The sequence below is a fragment of the Pseudorhodoferax sp. LjRoot39 genome (assembly GCF_964253035.1).
Lineage (GTDB): Bacteria > Pseudomonadota > Gammaproteobacteria > Burkholderiales > Burkholderiaceae_C > Pseudorhodoferax.
Genome location: NZ_CAXUQL020000001.1, coordinates 455,456 through 480,199 on the forward strand (window position 1 = coordinate 455,456; position 24,744 = coordinate 480,199).

The following is a 24,744-nucleotide window of genomic DNA, read 5'->3' on the forward strand; positions in this document are numbered from 1 at the left end:
GCGTCAGAACGGGGCGTCGTCGGCCGGGGCCGCTGCGCCAGCGCCCTGGCCCGGTTTGCCCAGCAGCGCCAGCACCTGCTTGCGCAGCGCGGCGTTCTCCGATTCCAGTTCCTTGACGCGCTTGCGCAGTACGGCCACTTCGTCTTCTCCGGTCGTCGCGGCGGCGTCGTCCGTCTCGCCCGGCTCGTCCTTCTCGCGCGCCGGCTTGCGCTTGGCCTCGCGCACGCGCTTGGCGGCCTGCTTGAGCTCGTCCTTGCCGGCCGCGGCCGCGGCGGTCTGCTCCTCGACCGGCAGGCTGGCCACGGCTGCTGCAGCGCTCAGCGTGATGTCACCTGACTTGACGGCGGCCACCACCTCGGGCGCGGCGCTCTGCTGGATCTTCTCGATCATCACGACCTGGTTGCTCTTGAGCCGCGCGGCGCGTGCCAGGGCCTCGCGGCTGTCCAGCGATTCGCTCTTGGGCAGCGGCGCAGCAGCGTCCGGCGGCGCGGCTTCGGCACCCTCGGCCGGTGCCGCCTTGGCGCGCTCGCGCCGGCTGGCCACGATCTCGCGCTTGCGCAGCGCCAGCACGCCGCGCTGGAAGTCGGACACGCTGCGCCGGCCCAGGTGCTGGTCGATCATCCACAGGTGCACGTCTTCCATCGACTGGAACCGCGTGTTCTGCACGGTCTGGAACGGCAGGCCGTGCCTCTGGCAGATGCCGTAACGGTTGTGGCCGTCCACCAGCACGTCGCCCCACAGCACCAGCGCGTCGCGGCAGCCTTCGGCCAACAGGCTGCGTTCCAGCGCCTCGTATTCATCCGGCGTCAGCGGATCGATGTAGGCCTTGAGTTCTTCGTTGACGACGATGTCCATGGGCGCTCAGGAAAAAAGTTGCGGATTCTAGAAGGCGCGGCCATGTGCCCTGGCGTTCGATCAGCGCAGGATTCAAACCATTGATTGTGAAGATTCACAAAATTCAGTAACCAAACATTAGGCACCATCGCCCAGCCCGACATGACACGCCTGTGCACGCAGGCCACCTACTTCGACACACCGACCAGAGAGCAAGGCCTTGACCACGACCGTCCACAGCTGGCCGCCACGCGCGCGGACCGCCAGCCTCCTCCCTCGCCTCCTTCAATTGTCTTTCTGTTGGCTGCTGGCAGCGTTCCTGGCCGCATGCGGCGGGGGCGGTGGTGACGATAGCCCGGCAACGGAGATCGCGTTCACCGTGCAACCCGCCGATGTCCAGGCCGTCGATGGCAACGCCGCGGTGTTGACCGCAGTGGTCCGCGGCGACACCGACCTGCAGTGGCAGCGCCTCGAGCCGGCCGGGTGGGTTGACATTCCAGGCGCGACGGACGCTCGGTACGTCCTGGCCGTGGTCAGAGTCAGCGACCAGGGAGCGCAGTTCCGGGTTCAGGCCACCAGCCGGGCCAATCGCGCCAATCAGGTGATGAGCTCGGTCGTGACGCTGACAGTCGCGACCGCACCGGTTGCGCTCACCATCACCGTGCAGCCCGGCGACCAGTCGGTCATCGAAGGGCAGCAGGTCGCACTGAGCGTGACCGTCCTGGGCACCTCTCCCGCCTACCAGTGGCAACGCAGCAACGACGGCACAAACTGGGCCGATGTGATCGGTGCGACCGCGCCGACACTGGTGTTTCCGTCCACGCTGGCCGACCACCAGCGGGCGTTCCGCGCCGTCGTCGTCAACGCCGTCGGCACGGTCACCAGCGCCACGGCACATCTCACGGTGACGGCCGCGGGTGCGCCGGTCTTTGTCGCGAATCCGGCGCCGATGTCCGCGTTCCCCGGCCAGAGCGTCACGTTCAGTGCCAGCGCGGCGGGCACACCGGCGCCAACGATCCGATGGCAAGCCAGCACGGATTCCGGGACCTCCTGGGCGGACATCGCCGGCTCCAACGGCGACAGCTTCACCATCGCAGCGGCCACGGCGTCCGACGATGGCAGGCTAGTCCGCGCCGTGGCGACCAACACCCACGGCGATGTGTTCTCCGCAGCGGCAAGGCTCTCTGTCCTGCCGGGCCTTGTACCGGCGATACAGGTCCAGCCAGAGGACCGCACCGTCGGACAGGGCATGCAGGCCAGCTTCCATGTGATGGCCCGCGGCGTCCCGACCCCCACTTACCAATGGCAGGTGAGCACCGACGGTGGCATCACGTTTGCCAACGTCAACGGCGCAACGCAGGCGTCGTTGTTCCTTGCAGCTGCGACCCCGGCGGACGACGGCCAGCGCTTTCGCGTCGTGGTCACCAACAGCGAGGGTTCTGTCACCAGCTCCGCAGCGCGGCTGCGCATCTATGACGCGCCCAGGATCACCCTGCAACCCATGGCGTCGACCTGGCGACCTGGGCAGCGGGATGCACTGTTCACCGCTGCGGCGAGCGGCAATAGCCCCCAGTACCAGTGGCAGCTCAGCACCGACGCAGGCGCGTCCTGGGTCGACGCGCCCGGCGCCACCGGCACAAGCTATGTGCACGGCGCGGCCGCATCGGCAGCTGTCAACGACGTCCGCGTGGTCGTCCGCAACGAACTCGGCGAGGCCATCAGCGATCCGGCAAATTTGGAAGCCTTGACATGGCAGACGGTTGCGCCGCGTCCATTCGGGGGCACGTTGCTGGGCCTGGCCTGGCGTGACGCGACGACCGTGCTGGCCACCGGCACCCAGGGCGGCATTCTGCGTAGCACCGATGCCGGCGCGACCTGGTCGACCGTCAGCGAAAGCAGCCCTGCATCCCGGTACCTGCCGGGCATTGCCTTCGATGGCAACGGCGTCGGCATCACAGCGAGCTACGCCGGGAGCGGCAACGGCAACTATCCGATCAAGCGCAGCGTGGACGGCGGCCTGCATTGGGTGGAGGTTCAGATGCCGGTCACCACGGGGCTGAACGCTGCGGCCTTCAGCAACACCGGCGCATTCTGCTTGGCTGGCAACAACGGCACGATCTTGCGCAGCACCGACGCGGGCCAGACCTGGGTGGCCGCCGTCAGCGACGGCGGGCCAGCCGCGCTGCGCGGCATGGCCTTCAACGCCGACGGCGTCGGCCTGGCCGTCGGCGCCAGCGGCACGGTCCTGCGCACCATCAATGGCGGTGCCAACTGGACCCGTGTCGCCAGCGGCGCCGGCACGCTCGCGGCCGTGGCATTCGCCACGCGCGACATCGCCTTCGCCGGCGGCGGCAACGGCACACTGCTGCGCAGCCTGGACGCTGGCCAGACCTGGCAAACCGTGGCGAGCGGAACGACACAGGACATCAACAGCATCCATTTCGGCAATGCGACCGCAGGCGTACTGGGGCTGACCCAAGGCGGAGTGCGAATGACGTCCGACGGCGGCGCCAGCTGGGCTGCTGCCGCGCTCTCTCCGTCTGGCGCCACGGTCCATGCCGTGCGCTTCGGCGCCAATGGCCAGGCGGTTGCAGTCGGCGAGCTCGGCAGCATCTTCCGCAGCGCGGACAACGGGCAGACCTGGAGCACGGTGTCGCCCGGTGGCAACTTCGGGCAGTCGCTGATGGGCGTGGCCTTCGCGACACCAACCCATGGCGTCGTCGTCGGCATCGGGGGTCGTTTGTTGCGCAGTACCGATGCCGGACTGAACTGGACGGCCACTGTCAGCGGCACCTCGGAGCAGTTGAACACGGTCGGCTTCTTCGACGCCACGACCGGCGTGGCCATGGGCTCCAACGGAACGATCGTGCGCACTGCAGATGCTGGAGCCTCCTGGTCGGCTGTGTCCAGCGGCACCACCGATACGTTTCAAGCGTTTGCGCCCGTGAACGGAACGACAGGCGTGGCATCGTCCACATTCGGCCTGTGGCGCACGACAAACGCCGGCGCAAGCTGGGCGCCGGTGCCGGGCGCCGCTTTCTCTGCGCGCAGCCTGACCTTCAGCTCACAGACTGGCCTGGCGGTCGGCGACAGTGGAGAAATCCGGCGCAGCACGGATGGCGGGCAGCTGTGGACTGCAGTGCCCAGTGGTACCTCCGAATCCATCCAGGCCGTGACGTTCGTGACACCGAGCCGCGTGGTTGCCGTAGGGGCCAATGGCGTCCTGCTGCGCAGCGATGACGCGGGCGCCACCTGGCAAGTTGACCGGTTCCCGTTCTTTGGGGACTACTGGTTCTACGGCGTCGCCTTCACTTCGCCAACCACAGGCTTTGCGGTCGGCAACTACGGCACAGTCATGGCAACCCGCGATGGCGGCGCGAACTGGTTCGTCTCGTATTCCCCGCAAAGCGGCAATACGACCGCGATTGCACGCGCCGGCTCGCAAGGCATCGTGACGGTAGGCGGAGGCGGCATCGTCATGCGCAACGACGCTCCCTGAGCGTCGCCACCGCCGGGCGCGGAGCAGCGGGCGGCAAAGCCCGCTGGAGCACAACAGCCCTGGTGCAGACCTGGGTAGTTCAATCAATCGATTGATCCACGTGATGTAATGCGCACCGCATGCATCGCAAGACTGCCCCGCCGCTCCCCGCCCGCCAGGCCGCCACACGCAGCGACGGCCAGGAGGCACGCGCCCAGCTGCTCTCCGCCGCGCTCGCGCTGTTCGCCGACCATGGCTTCGCCAAGACCTCGACGCGCGCCATTGCCCAGGCCGCCGGCGTGAACCTGGCCGCCATCCGCTACTACTTCGGCGACAAGGCCGGGCTGTACGCCGCCTGCTTCTCCGAACCGCTGGGCGGCAACGCAGGCGACCTGACGCGCCTGTGTGGCACGCCCGATCTGCCCGTGGCCGAGGCGCTGCGGCTGTTCCTGACCGGCTACGTGGAGCCGCTCAAACAGGGCGAGATCGTGCGCCAGTGCATGCGCCTGCACCTGCGCGAGATGCTGGAGCCGACCAGCCAGTGGGCGCAGGAGGTCGAGCGCGACATCAAGGGCCCGCACCTGGTGCTGGTGGACATCCTCGCGCGCCACCTGCGCGTGCGCGTCGACGACGACCTGCACCGCCTGGCCTTCGCGATCACGGGCCTGGCGATGCAGCTGTTCGTCACGCACGACGTGGTCGACGTGGTCCACCCCGGGCTGATGCGCGACGACGCCGCCATCGACCGCTGGGCCGAACGCCTGGTGGGCTATGCGCTGGCCCTGGTGGATGCCGAGAAGCAGCGCCGCAGTGCGACCGCTGCGGCCAAGATACGCAAGAAGCAATGAACCTGTCCCCTTCCCCCTCCCCCGCGCTGCGGCGCCTGGCCCTGGCCGCACTGCCATGGCTGCTGGCCGCGTGCAGCGTCACGCGGCCACCGGCCACCGTCCAGGCGCCCTCCCCCACACAATGGCAAACACCGCAGACGGCGCTGCCGCATGGCGGCGCCGTGCCGCAGCTGGCCGACTGGTGGCGCCAGTCCGGCGACGCCTTGCTGGTCGAGCTCATTGACGCGGCGCAGGCCGCGAGCCCCGACATCGCCAGCGCGGCCGCGCGCATCGCCGAGGCCCGCGCCACGCGCGTGCAGGCCGGCGCTGCCATGGGCCCCACGCTGGACGGCAGCCTGTCGCTGAGCCGCGGCAACACGCTGTCCACGGGCAGCGGCGGCATCTCGGGCGGCACGGCCTCGCTGCCGAGCTTCACGAACGCCCAGGCCGGCCTGCAGGCCGGCTGGGAGATCGACCTGTTCGGCGGCCTGGCAGCCACGCGCGACGCGGCCGGCGCGCGGCTCTCGGCTAGTCAGGCGCAATGGCACCAGGCCCGCGTGGCCGTGGCCGCCGAGACCGCCAACGCCTACTTCGCCGAGCGAGCCTGCGCGCGGCAGCTCGCGGTCAGCGAACAGGACACCGCCTCGCGCCGCGAGAGCGCGCGCCTGACCGCGCTGTCGGAGAAGGCCGGCTTCGCCGCGCCGGCCGACGCGGCGCTGACGCGCGCCAGCGCCGCCGACGCCGCGGCCCGGCTCACGCAGCAACGCACCCAGTGCGCGCTGCAGCGCCAGGCGCTGGTGGCGCTGACGGGCTGGGAACCACCGGCGCTGGCACAGCGGCTGGATGCCCGGCCCGGCGACCTGGCCCTGCCCGCCTTGCAGAGCGTGGACAGCGTGCCCGCGCGCGCACTCGCGCAGCGGCCCGACGTCTATGCGGCCGAGCTGGCCGTGGCCGCCGCCAGTGCCGACGCTGGCGCGGCCCAGGCCCAGCGCTACCCGCGGCTGTCGCTGGCGGGCAGCATCTCGGCGCTGCACGTGCGCGGCGCGGGCGCCAGCGAGACGGTCAACAGCTGGAGCATCGGCCCGCTGCAGCTGAGCCTGCCCATCTTCGACGGCGGCACGCGCGCGGCCAATGCCGAGTCCGCCCGCGCGCGCTACGACGAGGCCGTGGCGCTGTACCGCGCCAAGGTGCGCCAGGGCGTGCGCGAGGTCGAGGAGGCCCTGCTCAGGCTGCAGGACACGGCCCAGCGCGCCGACGATGCCGACACCGCCGTGGCCGGCTACCAGGCCTCGTTCGACGCCACCCAGGCCCGCTACGACGGTGGCCTGGCCAGCCTGTTCGAGCTCGAGGACGCGCGCCGCACGCTGTTCGCGGCGCAGACCGCGCGCGTGGCGCTGCAGCGCGAACGCACCGAAGCCTGGGTGGCCCTGTACCGCGCGCTCGGCGGCGGCTGGACCCGCCCCGAGGACGGCCAGGCCGCCTTCCACACCTCTTCCCCCGCTGCCGCAGTGCAGACCCGTTGACCATGACCCGTACCCAACGCAATCTCTCCATCACCGCCGTCGTGCTGGCCCTGGTGGCCGCCGGCTGGTGGTTCACGCGCCAGCCTGCTTCCGATGCAGCGCCGCACCCGGCCAAGGCCGACGAGGCCCAGCCCCGCCCGGCGCTGACAGTGCGCGTGGCCGCGCCCGAGCCGGCCGAGCTGGCCATCACGCTGGCGGCCAACGGCAACATCGCCGCCTGGCAGGAAGCCAGCGTGGGCTCCGAGTCCGCCGGCCTGCGCCTGGCCGAGGTGCGCGTGAACGTGGGCGACGTGGTGCGCCGCGGCCAGCTGCTGGCCCGCTTCGCGCCCGAAACCGTGGATGCCGACGTGGCCCAGGCCAGGGCCGCTCTGGCCGAGGCCCGCGCCACCGCCGCAGACGCGGCCGGCAACGCCGCCCGTGCGCGCACGCTGGAGAAGACCGGCGCGCTGAGCCAGCAGCAGATCACCCAGTACCAGACCGCCGAGCAGACCGCCAAGGCGCGCGTGGAGGCGGCCGAGGCGGTCCTCACGGCCCAGCAGGTGCGCGGGCGCAACACCCAGGTGCTGGCGCCGGACGACGGCATCATCTCGGCGCGCAGCGCCACCGTCGGCAGCGTGGTCGGCTCGGGCACCGAACTGTTCCGCCTGATCCGCCAGAGCCGGCTGGAGTGGCGTGCCGAGGTCGGCGCGGCCGAACTGGGCCGCCTGGCCGTGGGCACGCCCGTGCGCGTGACGGCGCCGGACGGCGACCAGGTGCAGGGCAAGGTGCGCAGCATCGCGCCGACCGTGGACGCGCAGACGCGCAATGGCCTGGTCTATGTGGACATCCCCGGTGTACAGGCCGCCAAGGGCCTCAAGGCCGGCATGTTCGCGCGCGGCGAGTTCGCGCTGGGCCGCAGCCAGGCCCTGACCGTGCCGGCCGCCGCCGTGGTGCCGCGCGACGGCTTCAACACCGTGATGGTGCTGCAGGCCGACAACCGCGTGCAGATGCGCAAGGTACAGGCTGGCCGGCGCATCGGCGAGCGCATCGAGATCACGGGCGAGCTGCCGGCCGGCGCGCGCGTGGTGACCGAGGGTGCTGGCTTCCTCAACGACGGCGACCTCGTGCGCGTGGTCGACGCTGCGCCCACCGAAGCGCCAGGCGCGGCCAAGTGAGGCGGGACACCCCATGAACCTGTCTTCCTGGTCGATCAAGAACCCCATCCCGGCGGCGATGCTGTTCGTGCTGCTCACGCTGGGCGGCCTGTTCTCCTTCCACGCGATGAAGGTGCAGAATTTCCCGGACATGGACCTGCCCGTGGTCATCGTGACCGCCGCGCTGCCGGGTGCCTCGCCCGCGCAGCTGGAGAACGACGTGGCGCGCAAGATCGAGAACGCGATCGCCACGCTGCAGGGCTTGAAGCACGTGACGAGCACGCTGACCGATGGCTCGGCCACCATCGCGGCCGAGTTCGTGCTCGAAAAACCCATCCAGGAGGCCGTGGACGACGTGCGCTCGGCCGTGAGCCGGGTGCGCTCGGACATGCCGACCGACCTGCGCGACCCCATCGTGACCAAGCTGGACCTGGCGTCCCAGCCCATCCTGGCCTTCGCGATCTCATCGAACCGACTCGACGACGAGGCGCTGTCCTGGTTCGTCGACGACACCGTGGCGCGCCGCCTGCTGGCCGTGCGCGGCGTGGGTGCCGTCAACCGCGTGGGCGGCGTGACGCGCGAGGTGCGCGTGGCGCTGGATCCGGCCAGGCTGCAGGCGCTGCGCGCCACGGCGGCCGATGTCTCGCGCCAGCTGCGCCAGGTGCAGCTGGAAAGCGCGGGCGGCCGCGCCGACCTGGGCGGCAGCGAGCAGCCGGTGCGCACCATCGGCACCGTGCAATCGGCCGACGAGCTGCGGCGCATGCAGATCCCGCTGTCCGACGGGCGGCGCATCCTGCTCTCGGACGTGGCCACGGTGGAGGACACGGTGGCCGAGCAGCGCGCCACCGCCGTGCTCAACGGCAAGCAGGTGGTGGGCTTCGAGGTCGCGCGCTCGCGCGGCGCCAGCGAGGTGGAGGTCGGCGCCGGGGTGGAGGAGGCACTGCGCAAGCTGCAGGCCGACCATCCCGACATCCGGCTCACGCGCACACTGGACTTCGTGAAGATCGCATCCGAGGAGTACGACGCCTCGATGAAGCTGCTCTACGAGGGCGCCCTCCTCGCGGTGCTGGTGGTCTGGCTGTTCCTGCGCGACTGGCGCGCCACCATCGTCTCGGCCGTGGCGCTGCCGCTGTCGGTGATCCCGGCCTTCATCGGCATGTATTTGCTGGGCTTCTCGATCAACATCATCACGCTGCTGGCGCTGTCGCTGGTGGTGGGCATCCTGGTGGACGACGCCATCGTCGAGGTCGAGAACATCGTGCGCCATCTGCGCATGGGCAAGTCGCCCTACCAGGCCGCGATGGAGGCAGCCGAGGAGATCGGCCTCGCCGTGGTGGCCACCACCTTCACGCTGATCGCGGTGTTCCTGCCCACGGCCTTCATGAGCGGCGTGGTCGGCAAGTTCTTCAAGCAGTTCGGCTGGACCGCCTCGCTGGCGGTGTTCGCCTCGCTCGTGGTGGCGCGGCTGCTCACGCCCATGATGGCCGCCTACCTGCTCAAGCCGCTGGTCGGCCAGGAGAAGGAGCCCGGCTGGCTGCGCTGGTACATGCGCGCGGCCCAGGCCTGCCTGCGCCACCGCTTCCTGACCATGGTGGGCGCCACGCTGTTCTTCTTCGGCTCGCTGGCGCTGATCCCGCTGCTGCCCTCGGGCTTCATCCCGCCCGACGACAACGTGCAGACCCAGGTGCGCGTGGAACTGCCGCCCGGCGCCAAGCTGGAGCAGACCCTGGCCATGGCAGAGCAGGTGCGCCAGCGCCTGCTCAAGATCGACCACATCGGCGACATCTACACCGCCATCGGCGCGGGCAGCGCGGGGGCCGATCCGTTCTCGGGCAACTTCGTCGAGGCGCGCAAGGCCACGCTCACGCTGCAGCTGGCGCCACGCGGCCAGCGGCCCAAGAAGCAGGCGATCGAGCAGCAGATCCGTGCCGCGCTCGCGGACCTGCCCGGCGTGCGCACGGGCGTGGGCCTGGGCGGCTCCAACGACAAGTACGTGCTCGCGCTGTCCAGCCAGGACCCGCATGCGCTGCGCCAGGCCGCGACCGACGTCGAGCGCGAGCTGCGCACGATTCCCGGCATCGGCAACGTGACCTCGATGGCCAGCCTGGTGCGGCCCGAGATCGTGGTGCGGCCCGACTTCGCGCGTGCGGCCGACCTGGGCGTGACCAGCGCGGCCATCGCCGACACGCTGCGCGTGGCGACCATGGGCGACTACGACAACCAGCTCGCCAAGCTCAACCTGCCCGAGCGCCAGGTGCCCATCATGGTCAAGCTGCGCGACGACGCGCGCCAGGACCTGGCCTTGCTCGAAAGCCTGGCCGTTCCGGGCGCGCACGGCCCGGTGCGCCTGGGCGAGGTGGCCAGTCTGGAGCTGGCCGGCGGGCCGGCCGTGATCAGCCGCTACGACCGCGCGCGCAACATGAACTACGAGATCGAGCTGTCCACGCGCGGCCTCAACGACGTGACCGAGGCGGTGCGCCAGCTGCCGGCCGTGAAGAACCTGCCGGCCAGCGTGCGCATCATCGACGTGGGCGACGCCGAGGCCATGGGCGAGCTGTTCACGGGTTTCGGCCTGGCGATGCTGACCGGCGTGGTCTGCATCTACATCGTGCTGGTGCTGCTGTTCAAGGACTTCCTGCAGCCGGCCACCATCCTGGCGGCGCTGCCGCTGTCGCTGGGCGGGGCCTTCGTGGGCCTCCTGATCGCCGACAAGAGCTTCTCCATGCCCTCGCTGATCGGGCTCATCATGCTGATGGGCATCGCGACCAAGAACTCCATCCTGCTCGTGGAGTACGCCATCGTGGCGCGGCGCGACCATGGCATGGACCGCTGGGAGGCGCTGCTGGACGCCTGCCACAAGCGCGCGCGGCCCATCATCATGACCACGCTGGCCATGGGCGCGGGCATGCTGCCGATCGCCATCGGCTGGGGCGCGGCCGATGCGAGCTTCCGCTCGCCCATGGCCACGGCCGTGATCGGCGGGCTCATCACCTCCACGGTGCTGAGCCTGCTGGTGGTGCCGGCCGTGTTCACCTACGTGGACGACTTCGAGCAGTGGGTCCGCCGCAGTGTGCGCCGCGTGCGCCGCCAGCCCGAGCCCGGTGCCGCACCCATGCCACACTGAGCATGTGAACCGCAACGAAGATTGGTCCTGGCCCGCGCTGTGCCTGCTGCTGGGCGCCGGCAGCGGGCTGGCCTGGTGGCTGGGCAACCCGCTGGAATGGGAGTGGTGGCCCGACTTCGCGGGCGACGCCATGACCTGGTGGGCCGCCGCCCTCGTGCACCGCTCGCCCGCGCACTGGCTGGCCAACCTGCTGGCGCTGGCGGCCGTGGCCGTGCTGGGGCTGGCGCTGCAGGTGCCGCGCGCCCAGGCCTGGGCCCTGTTCGCGGCCTGGCCGCTGTCCACGCTGGGCTTGCTGCTGTTCCCGCAGATCGAGCGCTATGCCGGCCTGTCCGGCGTGCTGCACGCGGCCGTGGCCGTGCTCGTGGTGCACTGCACCTTCACGCGCGGGCACCAGGCCTGGGCCGGCCTGCTGGGGGCGGGCCTGGCGGCCAAGCTGCTGGCCGAGGGCGCCTGGAGCCGGCCGCTGGTGTTCGAGCCCGAATGGGGCTTTGCCGTGGCCACGGGCGCGCACCTCACGGGCGCACTGGCCGGGCTGCTCTGCGCGCTGGCCGCCTACGGTTTGTCGCGGATGCGTGCCACCAGCGCGGTGGTCGAGTAGCCATCCACAAAGGGAATCGCCAGCGCATCGCCGCCCCAGCTGCGCACCAGCGCGGTCTCGGGCAGCGTGTCCATGTCGTAGTCGCCGCCCTTGACGATGAGGTCGGGCCGCAGCTCGCCGATCAGGGCCTGCGGCGTGTCCTCGTCGAACCAGGTCACGAGGTCTACGGCTTCCAGCGCGGCCAGCATCACGGCGCGGTCCGCCTCGGCGTTGAGCGGCCGGTCCGGTCCCTTGCCCAGGCGACGCGCCGAGGCATCGCTGTTGAGCCCCAGCACCAGGCTGCCGCCCTGCGCGCGCGCCTGCGCGAGGTAGTTCACATGGCCGCGGTGCAGGATGTCGAACACTCCGTTGGTGAAGACCCAGGGGCGCGGCAGCGCGGCCAGGCGCGCGGGCGCGTCGCTGCGGGCGCAGATCTTGTCCAGGAAGGCGGGTGGGGCGAAGGCGTTCATGGGCGGCGATGCTAGCAGCCGAAATGGCGAGCGATGGCCCGCCATTTCGGACTGTGCGGCGGGCGCCGCGGCTCCCATAATCGTGCGTCCATGAACCTTGTCGAAGTCAACATCAACTCGATCAAGCTCGGCCATCCGCTGCCGTTCGAGCTGCGCACCGAGCGGGGGGTGCTGCTGGCCCACAAGGGCTACGTGATCCAGACGCGCGGCGAGTTCACGCAGTGGACTTCGCGCGGCATCACGGTCTGCATCGACATGGACGCCAGCGACGACCGCCAGCGCGCCTACATGGGCAAGCTGCACGACATGGTGCGTTCCGAGCGCACGCTGGGCGAGATCCAGAACGTGAAGATCGCGCCCGACGACCTGTTCTCCAGCAACGTGCGGCCCGAGAAGCCCGACCGGCCCGACTGGGTGGCGCTGCAGTCGCGCGCCAACGGCCTGCTGCGCGACGCGCAGGGCGAAGATTTCCTGGGCCGGCTGGACAAGCTCTACCAGGAGCTGCGCGAGGCCGTGCAGCACCACGCCGACGCGACGCTGCTGGCCCTGAACCACTTGGCAGCCACCGAGACGCGCATGTACAGCGCCACCCACGCCATGGTCGTCTATGTGGTGTGCAGCCTGGCTGCGCGCGAGGTGCTGCAGTGGCCGGCCGAACTCGACGAAGCCCTGGGCAAGGCCGCGCTGACCATGAACATGAGCATGACGGCACTGCAGGACCAACTGGCGCAGCAGGCCGATGCGCTGACCGCCGCGCAGATCGAGTCCATCGAGCTGCACGCGCAGCGCAGCTTCTCGGCGCTGCTGTCGCTCGGCGTGACCGACGAGAACTGGCTGCTGGCCGTGCGCCACCACCACGACCGCGCGCCCGGGCCGCTGGCCGACAAGACCGTGCCGCTGCGGCTGGCGCGCCTGATCCAGCGCGCCGACATGTTCACGAGCCGGCTGGCGCCGCGCGTGTCGCGCACGCCCATGTCCACCTCGGCCGCCATGCAGGGCTGCTACTTCGACGAGGCGCAGCAGGTGGACGAAGCCGGTGCGGCGTTGATCAAGGCGGTGGGCGTGTACTCGCCAGGCCTGTACGTGCGGCTCGTCAACAACGAGCTGGCCGTGGTGATCCAGCGCGGCAAGAACACCAGCACGCCGCGCGTGGCGGTGCTGGTCAACCGCGACGGGCTACCGGCCGGCACCATGATGCTGCGCGACACGGCCCTGCCGCAGTACAAGATCGCGGGCAGCGTGCCGCAGCGCGAGGTGAAGGTCCAGGTACCGCTGGACCGGCTGCTGACGCTCGTCTAGGCGGCGTTGGCCGCCGCCGCGGCCTGCTCGCGCGTGATCTCTTTGCGGTAGCGGTTGAGTTCCTGCACGGTCTTGAAGCTGCGGTCCATCAGCAGGCTCAGGTTGTGCAGGATGCGGTCGACGACCTTGCCTTCCCAGACGGCGTCGAACTTGATCTGCTGGTCCAGCCAGTGCTCCAGCCATTCCGGATTGGGCAGGCGCGACTGCACCGTGTCGCGCGGGAACAGGGCCTGGTTCACATGCAGGTTGGTCGGGTGCAGGGCCTGGGCCGTGCGCCGCGCACTGGCCATCAGCACGCCGACCTTGGTGAAGGCCGCACGCGCCTCGTTGCCCACGTTCTGGATGGCGCGCTTCATGTAGCGCAGGTAGGCACCGCCGTGGCGGGCTTCGTCCTTGCTGAGCGTGTCGTAGATCTTCTTGATCACGGGTTCGGTGTGCCACTCGCTGGCGCGGCGGTACCAGTGGTTCAAGCGGATCTCGCCGCAAAAGTGCAGCATCAGCGTTTCCAGCGCGGGCGCGGGGTCGAACTCGAAGCGCACCTCGTGCAGTTCGGCTTCGGTGGGCGCCAGATGGGGCTTGAAGCGGCGCAGGTATTCCATGAGCACCAGCGAGTGCTTCTGCTCCTCGAAGAACCAGACCGACATGAAGGCGGAGAAATCGCTGTCGCCCTGGTTGTCGCGCAGGAACATCTCGGTGGCCGGCAGCGCCGACCACTCGGTGATGGCGTTCATCTTGATGGTCTGCGCCTGCTCGTCCGTGAGCTTGGAGGCGTCGAACTGGTCCCAGGGGATGTCCTTCTCCATGTTCCAGCGCACGGCTTCGAGTTGTTTGAACAGTTCCGGGTACAGCATGGCAGTCGTCATTGAGGCGGGGATTGTAGGCAAGCCGGCCTTGGCAGGGCCTTTTTCCGCGCCGGTTCCAGGGCAAGCACCGATGCGTGAACATTTTTTTACGGCCCGGGCTGAACATTGCCGGAACTTTCCCGTGCGGTCCATGCTCCATGGAACACGGTGCCTGTAGGGCATCGCCTTTTTTCGCTGCGAAGCCTTCCCTTGCGCCCTGCGCAGGAAGCAATCCCGGAGTGGTTCTCCTCCTCCTCCCTCCCCCTCGTTCGCTCCGGGGCGCTTCGCAGCCTTTCATACACCGCCAATGACAACAGGGCCCCAAGGGGCCCTGTTCTGCGTCTGCACCCCGCGCTTCAGCGCGGCTGGGTGTCGGCGAAGCTCGCGCGCTGCATGAGCTTGTCCTGCAGCCGCGCCAGGTTCGGATGGTTGTTGCGCCAGGCGATGTCCGGGAAGCGGAACTCCAGCCAGCCCAGCGCGCAGCCGACCGCGATGTCCGACAGGCTCAGGTGGATGCCACTGCAGTAGGGCTTGTCGCCCAGCCCCTGGCTGATGGCCTTGAGCCCGGCGTTGACCTTGCCGAGCTGGCGCTCGATCCAGGCCTGGCTGCGCTCGCCCTCGGCGCGGTGCGCCCAGCCGGCCTCCAGCCGGGCCAGCACGCCAGCGTCCATGACGCCGTCGGCCAGGGCTTCCCAGGTCTTGACCTCGGCGCGTTCGCGGCCCTGCGTGGGGATCAGCCGGCCGACCGGCGACAGCGTGTCCAGGTATTCGACGATCACGCGCGAATCGAACACCGCCTCGCCGCCTTCCATGACCAGGCAGGGCACCTTGCCCAACGGGTTGGAGCGCGCGATGGTGGTGGCATCGGCCCACACATCCTCGTCCACGAACTGGTAGTCCAGCTTTTTCTCGGCCATGACGATGCGGACCTTGCGGACGTAGGGGCTGGCGAGCGAACCGATCAGTTTCATGGGCATGGGGTCTTGGGGGGCAGCCTGGGCACCGCCCCAGGCGGGCAGATTCTAGGCGGCCGGTCCAGGGCGGGCGTGGTGCGCAACCTACAATTCGGCCCCATGAGCCTCTCGACGATCTCCGCCCTTTCCCCGCTGGACGGCCGCTATGCCGCCAAACTCGCGCCGCTGCGCCCCCTGATGAGCGAGCACGGTTTCATGCACCGGCGCGTGCAGGTCGAGATCGCCTGGTTTATCGCGCTCAGTGACGCCGGCTTCGACGAATTCAAGCCGCTGACGCCCGGCGCGCGCACCTATCTGCTGGGCCTGGTGAAGAACTTCAGCGAAGCCGATGCGCTGGCCATCAAGGACATCGAGAAGACCACCAACCACGACGTGAAGGCCGTGGAGTACTGGATCAAGTCCAAGTTCGAAGCCCGGCCCGAGCTGCTGGCTGCGGCCGAGTTCGTGCACTTCGCCTGCACCAGCGAGGACATCAACAACACCAGCCATGCACTGCAGCTGAAGGCCGCACGCGCGAACGTGCTGCTGCCCGCGCTGGACGCCATCCTGGCCAAGCTGCGCGAGATGGCCCAGGCCTTCGCCGACGTGCCCATGCTGGCGCGCACCCACGGCCAGACCGCCAGCCCCACGACCGTGGGCAAGGAAGTGGCGAACGTTCTGCGCCGGCTGGAGAAGGCGCGCGCGCAGATCGCCGGCGTGGAACTGCTGGCCAAGATGAACGGCGCCGTGGGCAACTACAACGCCCATCTGTCGGCCTGGCCCGAATTCGACTGGGAGGCCTTCAGCCGCAAGGTCATCGAGACGCCCGAGCCGCTGGGCCTGGGCGTCACGTTCCAGCCCTACAGCATCCAGATCGAGCCGCACGACTACATGGCCGAGCTGTTCGACGCCGTGGCGCGCGCCAACACCATCCTGGTGGACTGGTCGCGCGACGTCTGGGGCTACATCAGCCTGGGTTACTTCAAGCAGCGCCTGAAGGCCGGCGAAATCGGTTCGTCGACCATGCCGCACAAGGTGAACCCGATCGACTTCGAGAACGCCGAAGGCAACCTGGGCCTGGCCAACGCACTGCTGCGCCACCTGTCCGAGAAGCTGCCTGTCAGCCGCTGGCAGCGCGACCTGACCGACTCCACGGTGCTGCGCAACATGGGCGTGGCGCTGGGCTATGCCGTGCTGGCCTACCAGTCGCTCTTGACCGGCTTGAACAAGCTGGAGCTCAACCGCGAGGCGCTGGACGCCGACCTGGACAGTTCCTGGGAAGTGCTGGCCGAGCCGATCCAGACCGTGATGCGCCGTTTCGGCGTGCAGGGCGCCTACGAGAAGCTCAAGGACGTCACGCGCGGCAAGACCGTGCAGGCCGCCGACCTGCATGGTCTGATCCGCTCGCTGGAGATTCCGCAGGCCGAGAAGGACAGGCTGCTGGCCATGACGCCAGGCAGCTACATCGGCAAGGCCGTCGACCTGGCCAAGCGCGTCTGAACCGTGGCACTGAAGTCCACGGTCTTCAAGGCCGCGCTGTCGATCGCCGACATCGACCACGGCTACTACGCCGACCACCAATTCACGCTGGCCCGGCATCCGAGCGAGACCGACGAACGCATGATGGTGCGGCTGGCCGCGCTGGCGCTCAATGCGCACGCGCTGCAGACGGTCTGCAATGGCGACGGCACACTCGGTTTCGGCGCCGGCCTGTCCGATCCCGACGACCCGGACGTGATCCTGCGCGACTACACCGGCCAGGCGCGGCTCTGGATCGAGGTCGGCCTGCCCGAGGAGCGCGCGCTGGCCAAGGCCTGCGGCAAGTCCGACGCGGTGGCGGTCTACGCCTACCAGAGTTCGGCCGAGATCTGGTGGCAGGGCATCCGCGCCAAGCTCGCGCGGCAGGACAAGCTCACGGTCTGGCGCATTCCCACGGCCACCAGCCAGGCTCTGGCCGCGATGGCCGAACGCAGCATGCAGCTGCAGGCCACCGTGCAGGATGGGCAGCTGCTGCTGTCCAACGCCAGCACCAGCCTCGAACTCGCCTGCGAACGCTGGCAGCCCTGATCAGGCGGGATCGGGCGGGTCGGCGGCCTTGTTCTCGGTCGCCCGCTCGGCATAGCGGTTGAAGCGCCAGGCCTGGCCGTGCAGCGTGATGCGGCGCCAGGTCGCGCGCTTCTCGGCCGGGGACATCTCCGGCCACAGCTGCACCTCCTCGAAGCTGCGGCCGCAGCCCTTGCAGTCGTCGTCGCCCTGGCTGGTGGAGCAGATCGCGATGCAGGGCGTGTCGGGCTGGGTGGCGTACCAGGCGAGCCAGGCCTGCCGCGCCTTGGCAGGCATGCTGGCTTCGTCGGCCTCGTCCTCGTGGTAGTACACCATCAGCGCGTAGACCTCGGCCAGGGCCCGCAGCTCGGGCCCCAAAGTCACGCCATCGGGCGAGGGCGTGCGCTCGCGCCAGTGGTTGATGGCGGCTTCGATGTCGGTGATGTGGATGCCTGCCATGGGGCGCGGATCATAGCGCCGTGTCAAGCCCCTTTTGCGGCGCAAGGACTTGCAAGCAAATGCTGCAGCCGGTGCTCTAATCCGCGCCGCGAAGGGGAGTAGCTCCCACTGGCTGCGACGCAGGTAGGCAATCCGTTGGGGAAAGCTGCCGCAGCCGTTTCGACCGCGCCGTCATGACGAAGCATGGCTTCCGGCAGGTCGGGCAGACATCGGACAACTACATGCCGAGCAAGACCTTCGATCCACGCCCGAGATGGGCGGGTCGAAGTGCGCTTGCGGTGGCATGGCATCCACCAGCTCCGCCAGGCTCGCCTGTTTCTGGTTGTACTTGATCTACAACACGGAGAGTTTTGTTCATGGAGTTCATGTCCACCGCATGGTGGTCGGCGTTGCTGGCCATCATCCTCATCGACCTGGTGCTCGCCGGCGACAACGCCATCGTCATCGCCCTGGCCGCCCGCAACCTGCCACCGCACCTGCAGAAGAAGGCGGTGATCTGGGGCACCGTCGGCGCCATCGCCGTGCGTGCCGTCATGACGCTGGGCGTGGTCTGGCTGCTCAAGGTGCCCGGCCTCATGCTGGTCGGCGGCATCGGCCTGGTCTGGATCGCCTACAAGCTGCTGGCCGACAACCATGAGGACGAGGAAGGCCACGGCCCCATGGCCACCACCTTCTGGGGCGCGATGAAGACCATCATGATCGCCGACGCGCTGATGGGCGTGGACAACGTGCTGGGCGTGGCCGGTGCGGCCCATGGCGCCATGGATCTGGTGGTCATTGGCCTGCTGATCAGCGTGCCCATCGTGGTCTTCGGCAGCACCATGGTGCTGAAGCTGGTCGAGCGCTTCCCGATGATCATCAAAATCGGTGCGGCGGTGCTGGCCTTCACGGCCGCCAAGATGATCGTGAACGAGCCCGTGCTGGGCACCACGTTCACCGACAATCCCGCGTTGCGCTGGGGCCTGACGGCTGCCGTGATCCTGGGCGTGCTCGGTGCGGGCTGGCTCAAGGAGCGCAGCAGCGCGGCAAAGCAACAGGCCGCCTGAGGCGGGCGAAAACCGGGCATGGGGCTGCGGCGGCAGCCCCATGCCTTGACGACAGTCCGCCGAACCAGGAGGCCCCCATGGAAACGGTCATTGTTTACATCGACGATGCGGCCTACGCCAGGCAGCAACTGGCCTCTGTGCTCGATGCCGGCGCGACGGACACGCAGCTGCCCCCGGTCCACTGGGTGCTGGTGGCGTGCGCACCGCGCATGACGCACCGCATCAGCAAGTGGGTCAGCCACAGCGCGCGCGAGAACTGGCGCGCCAAATGGTCGGACAAGCTGTTCAACGAGGTCTCGCCCTGGCTGCGCCAGCGCGGCGACCGCATCACCGAAGTGCTGGCCAAGGGTCCGTTGACGGAACTGCACACGCAGCTGGCCGCCGAGCACCGCTCGCAGCACCTGCTGGACGCGCGCCGGCCCAAGCTGGGCCACGACATGCAGCCGGTGGTGGCGCCCGTCGCCGAAGCCCCCGCCGCCAGCAAGAAGCAGCCGCCGTGGTCCTTGCCCGGCGCCATTGCCGGCATCTTCGGCCTGGTGCTGGTGCTCGCGGAGTAGGCCGCACGCCGCGGCGGGCCGTCAGCGCTCGGCCTGCCGCTCCTTCTCCTGCTCTTTCACGATGGCCTCGATCGCGCGTGCGCGCACGTCGATGATCGAGGCCTCGATGTGGTCGCCCGCCGCATTGCCCTGGCGCGGTCCACGCGCGTAGTTCTGGGCCGCCTTGAAGCGGTCGAGCGCGCCGGCATAGTCCAGCCGCGCGACCTGCAGCTCGGCCTCGGCGCGGATGGCGCGCAGCGTCTGCCCCTGCTGTTCGTAGGCACTGGCCAGCTGTTGCCAGGCAGCCGCGTCGCGCGGATCCAGCGCCACGCGCGCCTGCAGCCGCTGCGCCACCTCGGCCGCGCGGCCGCTGCGGATCTGCAGCGGCGCCGCCAGCAGCATCTCGGGCCGGCCGGCCAGATCCGCGGGAATGGCGGCCAGTGCCGCCAGTGCACCGCCGGCATCGCCGGCCGCAGCGCGCACCTCGGCGTCCAGCAGCGCCGCCTGGCGCAGGGCCTTGGGGTCGGACTGCACCGCCGCACGCAAGCGCCCGACGAGGCTGCGCGCCGCACCGTCGTCGCGCAGGCGGCTGGCCGACAGCGCCCCTGCATACAGCACCGGCGCGGCCTGTGCGGCGGGCACCTCGCCCAGCGCGCCGGCCTCGCCGACCCAGGAACGCAGCCGGTCCGGGCCGGGGTTGGACAGCACGCGCGCGCGCGCCGCCATCATGGCGTGCACAAGATCGGGCTGGGCCGGCACGGGCCGGCGCTCCAGCAGGGCCTGGCGGGCCTGCATGTCGGCCATGCGTTCGGTGGTCAGCGGGTGGCTGCGCAGGTAGGGGAAGGAGCCGTTGTCGTTGAGCTTGCTGGCCTGCTGCAGCTTGTCGAACATGCTCACGAAACCGGCCGGGTCGAAACCGGCCTGCGTGGCCACCCCGTAGCCGATGCGGTCGGCCTCGCGCTCCATGTCGCGCGAGAAGTTGAGCTGGCTCTGAACGGCAGCGCCCTGGGCACCCATGATGACGGCGCTGGCGGCGTCCGGGCTCTTGCTGACGGCCAGCGCGCCCAGGATCATCGCGCCGATGGCCCAGGGCGTGACGCGCGAGGACTGCTCCATCAGGCGCGAGATGTGGCGCTGCGTCACGTGGGTCAGTTCGTGCGCCAGCACCGAGGCCAGCTCGTCGCGCGAACTGACGGCACCGATCAGGCCCAGGTGCAGCCCCAGGTAGCCGCCCGGCAGCGCGAACGCATTGATCGTGCGGTCGCGGCCCATGAGGATCTCCCAGGCGTAGCGCTCGTCCTGCTCGGAAGTCAGTTCGCCGCGCTGCCGGGCGGCCGCCAGCAGCGGCTGCCAGATGCTTTGCACATAGTCCTCGAGCACGGCATCGTCGATGTAGTCCGGATCGCGGTAGAGCTCGCGCGCGATGCGCTCGCCGAGCTTGCGCTCGGCCGCCGTCGTCATCGAACTGCCGTCGCCCAGGCTGGGCAGGCCCTGGGCCGTGGCCAGGGTCATGGAACAGGCCAGCGCCAGGCAGACCAGGCGCTGCGCACCGCGCAGGAATGTGGAAACCATGCCCTCTATGATGCGCGATCCGGCGCCGGGTTCAGTTCCCCGGCGCAGCGCCCCCGACTCCCCCGCCCATGAGCACGCTGACACATTTCGACACCCACGGCCAGGCCCACATGGTGGACGTGGCCGACAAGCCCGCCACGCGCCGCGTGGCCGTGGCCACAGGCCGCATCGCCATGCAGCCCACCACACTGGCGCTGATCCGGCAGGGCAACGCCAAGAAGGGCGACGTGCTGGGCATCGCGCGCATCGCCGCGATCCAGGCCGCCAAGAAGACCAGCGAGTTGATTCCGCTGTGCCATCCGTTGGCACTGACGCGGGTGGCCGTGGAGTTCGCGCTGCCTGGCGAGGGCGATAGCACGGCCTGGGTCGATTGCACGGTGACGGCCGAGACCATCGGGCCGACGGGCGTTGAGATGGAGGCGCTGACGGCGGTGCAGGTGGGGCTGCTGACCATTTATGACATGTGCAAGGCGGCCGACCGCGGTATGGCCATGACGGACGTGCGGCTGCTGGAGAAGCGCGGAGGAAAGTCGGGGGATTACCTGGCTGGTGGATCGGCGGGCTGAGCGGCGAGCCAGCGCGCATAGTCCTTCGGAAAGGCCGCCGCGAAGCGCGGCTTGTGGAACGCCACTTCGCTCTGCAGGCCCAGCAACTGCGCGCTGTCGAGCAGCTTCTCGATGACGCGCGGCTCGGGCGAGAAGTGCAGCAGCTCCGTTGCGAGCGCATGCATGGCGGCGGCGTTGTCCGGCGTCACCTCCGCCACGCTGAGCGCTGCGAACTTCACCTGCCGCTGGTAGAGCCAGCTCTGCTGCGCCTTGGCCAGCGGGTCGTCGCGGTACGCGGGAGCACGCTGGTCCGGGGGCAGGTAGACCTGGCCGATGCGGCGGTAGTCCCAGGCGGCGTAGGCCACCAGCGCGAGCGACAGCACGGCCAGCAGCGTGGGCACGTGGCGCACGGCGGCCGGAGCGGGCCGTGCGGCCGGGTCGTCACGCCACAGCAACCCCAGGCACAGTCCCAGCGCGAGCTGGAACGGGCCATACCACAGCGGGTATTCGAGCAGGCTGTGCACGCCGATCACGGCCAGCACCATCCAGGCCGCGCGCCGCACCGCGTCGGTCTCGTGCCAGGGCCGGGCGCGCAGGATCCAGACCAGCACGCCGCCGCACACGAGCACGGCGGCGGGAATGCCCAACTCCACGGCCAGGTGCAGCGGCAGGTTGTGGGCGTTGTCGAGGATGTCGCAGAAGCGCGGGCCGTCGTAGAGCGTGATGTAGTGGGCGTAGTCGAGTTCGCCCCAGCCCCAGCCGAGCCAGGGTCTCTGCGCGATCAGATGCAGGACGTTGCGCCACAGGGTGATGCGGCTGGAGCACAGGGCGTCACCTTCGCGCAGGCGGGAGAACATGCCGTGGGTGGCGGGGTCGAGGCCGGCGAGCCAGGGGAGCGCCAGCGTAGCGAGCGCGTAGCAGCCAAGGATGCAGCCGACCCAGGCCAGCGTTCGCGCATCGCGTCGCCAAAACAGCGCCGCACCGGACAGCAGCACAAGTTGCAGCAGCCCGGTGCGCGAGGAGGATGCCGCATTGGCGACCACTAGCAGCGCCATGGGTGCGGCGAGCCAGGCGGTCTGCGACAGCGTGGGCCTTTGCCTCGGCAGGACACAGGTAGCCAGCAGCGCCGCAAGCCCAATGTTTGTCAGCGAGGCGAACTGATTGCGCTGGCGCAAGTTGGCGAAGGCCTCGCCGGCGGGGCTCCAACTGAGCCAGGGAGTGAATACGCTCGCGTGGCCGAAATACTGCAGTAGCGCCATAGCACTGCTGATGAGGGCAGCGATGCCCCAAGGCAACAATACGCCCCGCGCACCCCTTCCCGCCCAGTCCAGGCACGCGCTTTGACGGACGAGGGTTGCTGCCAGCGCGATGACGCCAAGGCCACCGGACAGCGCCAGCATTTCATAGGGCTGTAGTTCGGCAGGACGCCGCAACAGAGCAAGGATTAGCAGCAGTGCTGTGCCGCCAAAACACCACCACGCTCCTCTCGTCTCGGGCCTCAAGGCCGCGAACAGAGACGACAACAGCGTGGCCCAGCCTACGACAAAGGCACAGAACAACCAGGGGGGGACAGATGTAATGGGACCGAAGGCAAACGGGTTCAACCAGGTCACTGCACATAGAAGGAACAGGCCAAAGGCAATCCGCTTGCGACGTGACCGCGACGCCGATCCACGATGCCATATCACTGCTGGCGAGGTCATGTGCTGATCACGTGCACAGTGCTACCCGCTCCAATCACTCCGGCCAAGGCACGTTTGCAATCACCGGATCGGCCATTGCCTGACGCTTCCAGGCTGCACGCACCGCGCCGCACTCCAGGGGAGGCGACACCGCACACATTCTGCGAAGCCAGAGTGCCGCTTGGTCCGGTTGCCCCGTCCAAGCCAGGCTCGCCGCGAGTTTATGGACAGCACCAGCCGTGGGATAAATCCAGGCGGTGCGTCGCATCCAGTCCACCGACTCGGAAGCATTCGCTGGAGTGGGATCGAACCTAGCGAGTGCGATCGGAGCATGCAATTGGTCGAGCAACAGAACTTTGGGAGCGGTTTGGGGAACTGGCAATTTGAAGTTTGCCTGCTCGAATCGAAGTGCCAGATGGGATGCTTCGATTCGAAGGTAATCCCACACGATGCCTGCCAGCATCAAGGTGCACGCCAACGTTAGGCCCCACTGCAATCGAGATACGTTGAAGGTGAACGCTTTTCCGCGCAGACGCCAGTCCAGCACACCAATGACCAGTCCCACGGGCAGAAGCATGTAGGCATGGTGCAGCGGAAGCTCCAACATCGCATGATTCCCGACGACGACCAACATCATCAACAACGTGGCGCTCTGTCCGTCATGGACAGCTCGCGTGCGCCGCCACAGCCAAGCACCTAGCAGCAGACTCAGGACAGCTCCGATAGGAATGCCGAACCAGACGATGAAGTCTAGAAAGAGGTTGTGCGAATACACAAATAGAACATTTAGCGGAGGGTGGTCAGGCGCCACCATCAGGTGCGCCATGCTGCCCTGATTCCAGCCGTATCCAAGCCAAGGCGCGCTGGCCACTGCGTCGAGGAACAACCGCCAAGCCTGGATCCGAAGATCCGCGGAGGAACGGGCCGCGATGCTGGCCGCATCGTCGAATGGAGGCAACAGCAAGAGTTCCGTGACGATGGGTGCCGCCCAAGCCTGTAGAGCAAAGCAACCAGCCAGCACAAGTGCCATCCAGCGCGTGCGAATCCACGGCCACAGCGGCGCCCACCACCAAATGCATGCCAGAAGCAGCAGCACAGCCACCCATGCTGCACGCGATGCGGTCAGCGTTAGCCCCCACGACAGGAATACAGTAGCCAAAGCTGCGATTGATGGGCGAATCTGACCACGTACGCAGAACCACAGGAGAGCCAAAATTCCCCAAAGAAGCAGGGTGGCCAACTGATTCGGCTGACCGACGTTGGCATATGGACGGCCGCCGCCGCTGCCCATCAGCCAGACATCCAACAGATCCAAGCCAAGCCATTGGTGCAACTGCAGTCCGACGGAAAGGAGTGCCGCAATCAGGATCGCAACAAAGACGCCATCGCCCAACTGCCCAGGTGCATGCTCTTCCCATCGGTACGCCACTAGCACAGTCAGTGCGAATCCGAGCATGTAGGCACTGCCGACCCACGCGATACCAGCGAACTGCAGTTGCCCGAAGCAGTATTGCAGCCATGGAAGCGCTGCAACGGCAAGTGCGGTTGCAGCGATGCATGTCATCTTGGCCGGTTTGTCGTGGAGCCCCCATGCCAACACGATGGCCATGCCGAGTAACACCGTGGAGGTCCAAGCATCCATGTGAAACGTCGACCAAGGCTGGTAGTGGTTGGGCAACAGCCATGCCCACGAGAGTGCTGCCGACCAAGCGAGCAACCAGAACGAAGAAACGCGAAAGGTCCCGGTTGGCGCGACGCCAAAAAAATAGGCTCCCGAAGGAGCCTTGTTGCGGACAACCAA

20 protein-coding genes are annotated in these 24,744 nt (G+C 68.8%); 12 read left to right on the forward strand and 8 right to left on the reverse strand.

Features of this window, described 5'->3' with window-relative positions:
* Positions 1–3: 3 nt before the first annotated feature.
* Complete coding sequence (locus tag ACSQ4M_RS02155; RefSeq protein ID WP_436188037.1) at positions 4–855, reverse strand: plasmid replication/partition related protein; 852 nt, start codon at positions 853–855, stop codon at positions 4–6.
* Between the two features lie 199 nt (positions 856–1,054).
* Here ACSQ4M_RS02155 and ACSQ4M_RS02160 point away from each other — a divergent pair, with 199 nt between their 5' ends.
* The 6 genes from ACSQ4M_RS02160 to ACSQ4M_RS02185 all read left to right on the forward strand — a co-directional run bounded on the left by ACSQ4M_RS02160 (position 1,055) and on the right by ACSQ4M_RS02185 (position 11,517).
* Positions 1,055–4,333, forward strand: coding sequence for a YCF48-related protein (locus tag ACSQ4M_RS02160; protein ID WP_436188038.1), 3,279 nt, complete (start codon positions 1,055–1,057; stop codon positions 4,331–4,333).
* A 119-nt stretch (positions 4,334–4,452) separates the two neighbouring features.
* Complete coding sequence (locus ACSQ4M_RS02165; RefSeq protein WP_436188039.1) at positions 4,453–5,160, forward strand: TetR/AcrR family transcriptional regulator; 708 nt, start codon at positions 4,453–4,455, stop codon at positions 5,158–5,160.
* Complete coding sequence (locus ACSQ4M_RS02170) at positions 5,157–6,662, forward strand: efflux transporter outer membrane subunit (protein ID WP_436188040.1); 1,506 nt, start codon at positions 5,157–5,159, stop codon at positions 6,660–6,662. Before ACSQ4M_RS02165 ends, ACSQ4M_RS02170 begins: the two co-directional genes overlap by 4 nt.
* A gap of 2 nt (positions 6,663–6,664) precedes the next feature.
* Complete coding sequence (locus tag ACSQ4M_RS02175) at positions 6,665–7,816, forward strand: efflux RND transporter periplasmic adaptor subunit (protein ID WP_436188041.1); 1,152 nt, start codon at positions 6,665–6,667, stop codon at positions 7,814–7,816.
* Between the two features lie 13 nt (positions 7,817–7,829).
* Positions 7,830–10,919: an efflux RND transporter permease subunit gene (locus ACSQ4M_RS02180; RefSeq protein WP_436188042.1), complete on the forward strand. Its 3,090-nt coding sequence runs from the start codon at positions 7,830–7,832 to the stop codon at positions 10,917–10,919.
* A gap of 4 nt (positions 10,920–10,923) precedes the next feature.
* Positions 10,924–11,517 (forward strand): hypothetical protein, encoded by a 594-nt coding sequence (locus tag ACSQ4M_RS02185; RefSeq protein WP_436188043.1) that lies wholly within the window; start codon positions 10,924–10,926, stop codon positions 11,515–11,517.
* On the opposite strand, the gene rfaE2 is transcribed toward ACSQ4M_RS02185, so the two are convergent.
* On the reverse strand, positions 11,472–11,966 hold the full coding sequence (gene rfaE2 / locus ACSQ4M_RS02190) for a D-glycero-beta-D-manno-heptose 1-phosphate adenylyltransferase (protein WP_436188044.1): 495 nt from the start codon (positions 11,964–11,966) through the stop codon (positions 11,472–11,474). The two genes, ACSQ4M_RS02185 and rfaE2, sit on opposite strands and share 46 nt — an antisense overlap.
* Before the next feature lie 90 nt (positions 11,967–12,056).
* Between rfaE2 and ACSQ4M_RS02195 the strand changes: the two genes are divergently transcribed.
* The gene (locus tag ACSQ4M_RS02195; protein ID WP_436188045.1) at positions 12,057–13,265 is read left to right on the forward strand and encodes an HD-GYP domain-containing protein; all 1,209 of its coding nucleotides are present in this window, start codon (positions 12,057–12,059) and stop codon (positions 13,263–13,265) included.
* Here ACSQ4M_RS02195 and ACSQ4M_RS02200 read toward each other — a convergent pair.
* Positions 13,262–14,116, reverse strand: coding sequence for a ferritin-like domain-containing protein (locus ACSQ4M_RS02200; RefSeq protein WP_436193953.1), 855 nt, complete (start codon positions 14,114–14,116; stop codon positions 13,262–13,264). The genes ACSQ4M_RS02195 and ACSQ4M_RS02200 overlap by 4 nt on opposite strands.
* A gap of 347 nt (positions 14,117–14,463) precedes the next feature.
* Complete coding sequence (locus ACSQ4M_RS02205; RefSeq protein ID WP_436188046.1) at positions 14,464–15,078, reverse strand: glutathione S-transferase N-terminal domain-containing protein; 615 nt, start codon at positions 15,076–15,078, stop codon at positions 14,464–14,466.
* 102 nt (positions 15,079–15,180) lie between these two features.
* On the opposite strand from ACSQ4M_RS02205, the gene purB reads away from it, so the two are divergent.
* Both purB and ACSQ4M_RS02215 read left to right on the forward strand, forming a co-directional pair.
* Positions 15,181–16,560, forward strand: a complete 1,380-nt coding sequence (gene purB / locus ACSQ4M_RS02210; protein ID WP_436188047.1) for an adenylosuccinate lyase — start codon at positions 15,181–15,183, stop codon at positions 16,558–16,560.
* A gap of 3 nt (positions 16,561–16,563) precedes the next feature.
* A complete protein-coding gene (locus ACSQ4M_RS02215; protein WP_436188048.1) occupies positions 16,564–17,127 on the forward strand; it encodes a YaeQ family protein in 564 nt (187 codons plus the stop codon).
* On the opposite strand, the gene ACSQ4M_RS02220 is transcribed toward ACSQ4M_RS02215, so the two are convergent.
* Complete coding sequence (locus ACSQ4M_RS02220; RefSeq protein WP_436188049.1) at positions 17,128–17,562, reverse strand: DUF3717 domain-containing protein; 435 nt, start codon at positions 17,560–17,562, stop codon at positions 17,128–17,130.
* A gap of 356 nt (positions 17,563–17,918) precedes the next feature.
* On the opposite strand from ACSQ4M_RS02220, the gene ACSQ4M_RS02225 reads away from it, so the two are divergent.
* Both ACSQ4M_RS02225 and ACSQ4M_RS02230 read left to right on the forward strand, forming a co-directional pair.
* The gene (locus tag ACSQ4M_RS02225) at positions 17,919–18,608 is read left to right on the forward strand and encodes a TerC family protein (protein ID WP_436188050.1); all 690 of its coding nucleotides are present in this window, start codon (positions 17,919–17,921) and stop codon (positions 18,606–18,608) included.
* 77 nt (positions 18,609–18,685) lie between these two features.
* Complete coding sequence (locus ACSQ4M_RS02230; protein ID WP_436188051.1) at positions 18,686–19,165, forward strand: hypothetical protein; 480 nt, start codon at positions 18,686–18,688, stop codon at positions 19,163–19,165.
* A 21-nt stretch (positions 19,166–19,186) separates the two neighbouring features.
* On the opposite strand, the gene ACSQ4M_RS02235 is transcribed toward ACSQ4M_RS02230, so the two are convergent.
* On the reverse strand, positions 19,187–20,716 hold the full coding sequence (locus ACSQ4M_RS02235; protein ID WP_436188052.1) for a M48 family metalloprotease: 1,530 nt from the start codon (positions 20,714–20,716) through the stop codon (positions 19,187–19,189).
* Positions 20,717–20,784: 68 nt separating this feature from the next.
* On the opposite strand from ACSQ4M_RS02235, the gene moaC reads away from it, so the two are divergent.
* Positions 20,785–21,282, forward strand: coding sequence for a cyclic pyranopterin monophosphate synthase MoaC (gene moaC, locus ACSQ4M_RS02240; protein WP_436188053.1), 498 nt, complete (start codon positions 20,785–20,787; stop codon positions 21,280–21,282).
* On the opposite strand, the gene ACSQ4M_RS02245 is transcribed toward moaC, so the two are convergent.
* Both ACSQ4M_RS02245 and ACSQ4M_RS02250 read right to left on the reverse strand, forming a co-directional pair.
* On the reverse strand, positions 21,255–22,661 hold the full coding sequence (locus ACSQ4M_RS02245; protein ID WP_436188054.1) for a Wzy polymerase domain-containing protein: 1,407 nt from the start codon (positions 22,659–22,661) through the stop codon (positions 21,255–21,257). The genes moaC and ACSQ4M_RS02245 overlap by 28 nt on opposite strands.
* Positions 22,662–22,998: 337 nt before the next feature.
* The gene (locus ACSQ4M_RS02250; RefSeq protein WP_436188055.1) at positions 22,999–24,744 is read right to left on the reverse strand and encodes a Wzy polymerase domain-containing protein; all 1,746 of its coding nucleotides are present in this window, start codon (positions 24,742–24,744) and stop codon (positions 22,999–23,001) included.

What these genes read in the sequence shown, in the direction of transcription:
- ACSQ4M_RS02155 (WP_436188037.1), bottom strand. Translation starts at nt 855, where the DNA reads ATGGACATCGTCGTCAACGAAGAACTCAAGGCCTACATCGATCCGCTG.
- ACSQ4M_RS02165 (WP_436188039.1), top strand. Translation starts at nt 4,453, where the DNA reads ATGCATCGCAAGACTGCCCCGCCGCTCCCCGCCCGCCAGGCCGCCACA.
- ACSQ4M_RS02170 (WP_436188040.1), top strand. Translation starts at nt 5,157, where the DNA reads ATGAACCTGTCCCCTTCCCCCTCCCCCGCGCTGCGGCGCCTGGCCCTG.
- ACSQ4M_RS02175 (WP_436188041.1), top strand. Translation starts at nt 6,665, where the DNA reads ATGACCCGTACCCAACGCAATCTCTCCATCACCGCCGTCGTGCTGGCC.
- ACSQ4M_RS02180 (WP_436188042.1), top strand. Translation starts at nt 7,830, where the DNA reads ATGAACCTGTCTTCCTGGTCGATCAAGAACCCCATCCCGGCGGCGATG.
- rfaE2 (WP_436188044.1), bottom strand. Translation starts at nt 11,966, where the DNA reads ATGAACGCCTTCGCCCCACCCGCCTTCCTGGACAAGATCTGCGCCCGC.
- ACSQ4M_RS02195 (WP_436188045.1), top strand. Translation starts at nt 12,057, where the DNA reads ATGAACCTTGTCGAAGTCAACATCAACTCGATCAAGCTCGGCCATCCG.
- ACSQ4M_RS02200 (WP_436193953.1), bottom strand. Translation starts at nt 14,116, where the DNA reads ATGCTGTACCCGGAACTGTTCAAACAACTCGAAGCCGTGCGCTGGAAC.
- ACSQ4M_RS02205 (WP_436188046.1), bottom strand. Translation starts at nt 15,078, where the DNA reads ATGAAACTGATCGGTTCGCTCGCCAGCCCCTACGTCCGCAAGGTCCGC.
- purB (WP_436188047.1), top strand. Translation starts at nt 15,181, where the DNA reads ATGAGCCTCTCGACGATCTCCGCCCTTTCCCCGCTGGACGGCCGCTAT.
- ACSQ4M_RS02220 (WP_436188049.1), bottom strand. Translation starts at nt 17,562, where the DNA reads ATGGCAGGCATCCACATCACCGACATCGAAGCCGCCATCAACCACTGG.
- ACSQ4M_RS02225 (WP_436188050.1), top strand. Translation starts at nt 17,919, where the DNA reads ATGGAGTTCATGTCCACCGCATGGTGGTCGGCGTTGCTGGCCATCATC.
- ACSQ4M_RS02230 (WP_436188051.1), top strand. Translation starts at nt 18,686, where the DNA reads ATGGAAACGGTCATTGTTTACATCGACGATGCGGCCTACGCCAGGCAG.
- ACSQ4M_RS02235 (WP_436188052.1), bottom strand. Translation starts at nt 20,716, where the DNA reads ATGGTTTCCACATTCCTGCGCGGTGCGCAGCGCCTGGTCTGCCTGGCG.
- moaC (WP_436188053.1), top strand. Translation starts at nt 20,785, where the DNA reads ATGAGCACGCTGACACATTTCGACACCCACGGCCAGGCCCACATGGTG.
- ACSQ4M_RS02245 (WP_436188054.1), bottom strand. Translation starts at nt 22,661, where the DNA reads ATGCTGGCGCTGTCCGGTGGCCTTGGCGTCATCGCGCTGGCAGCAACC.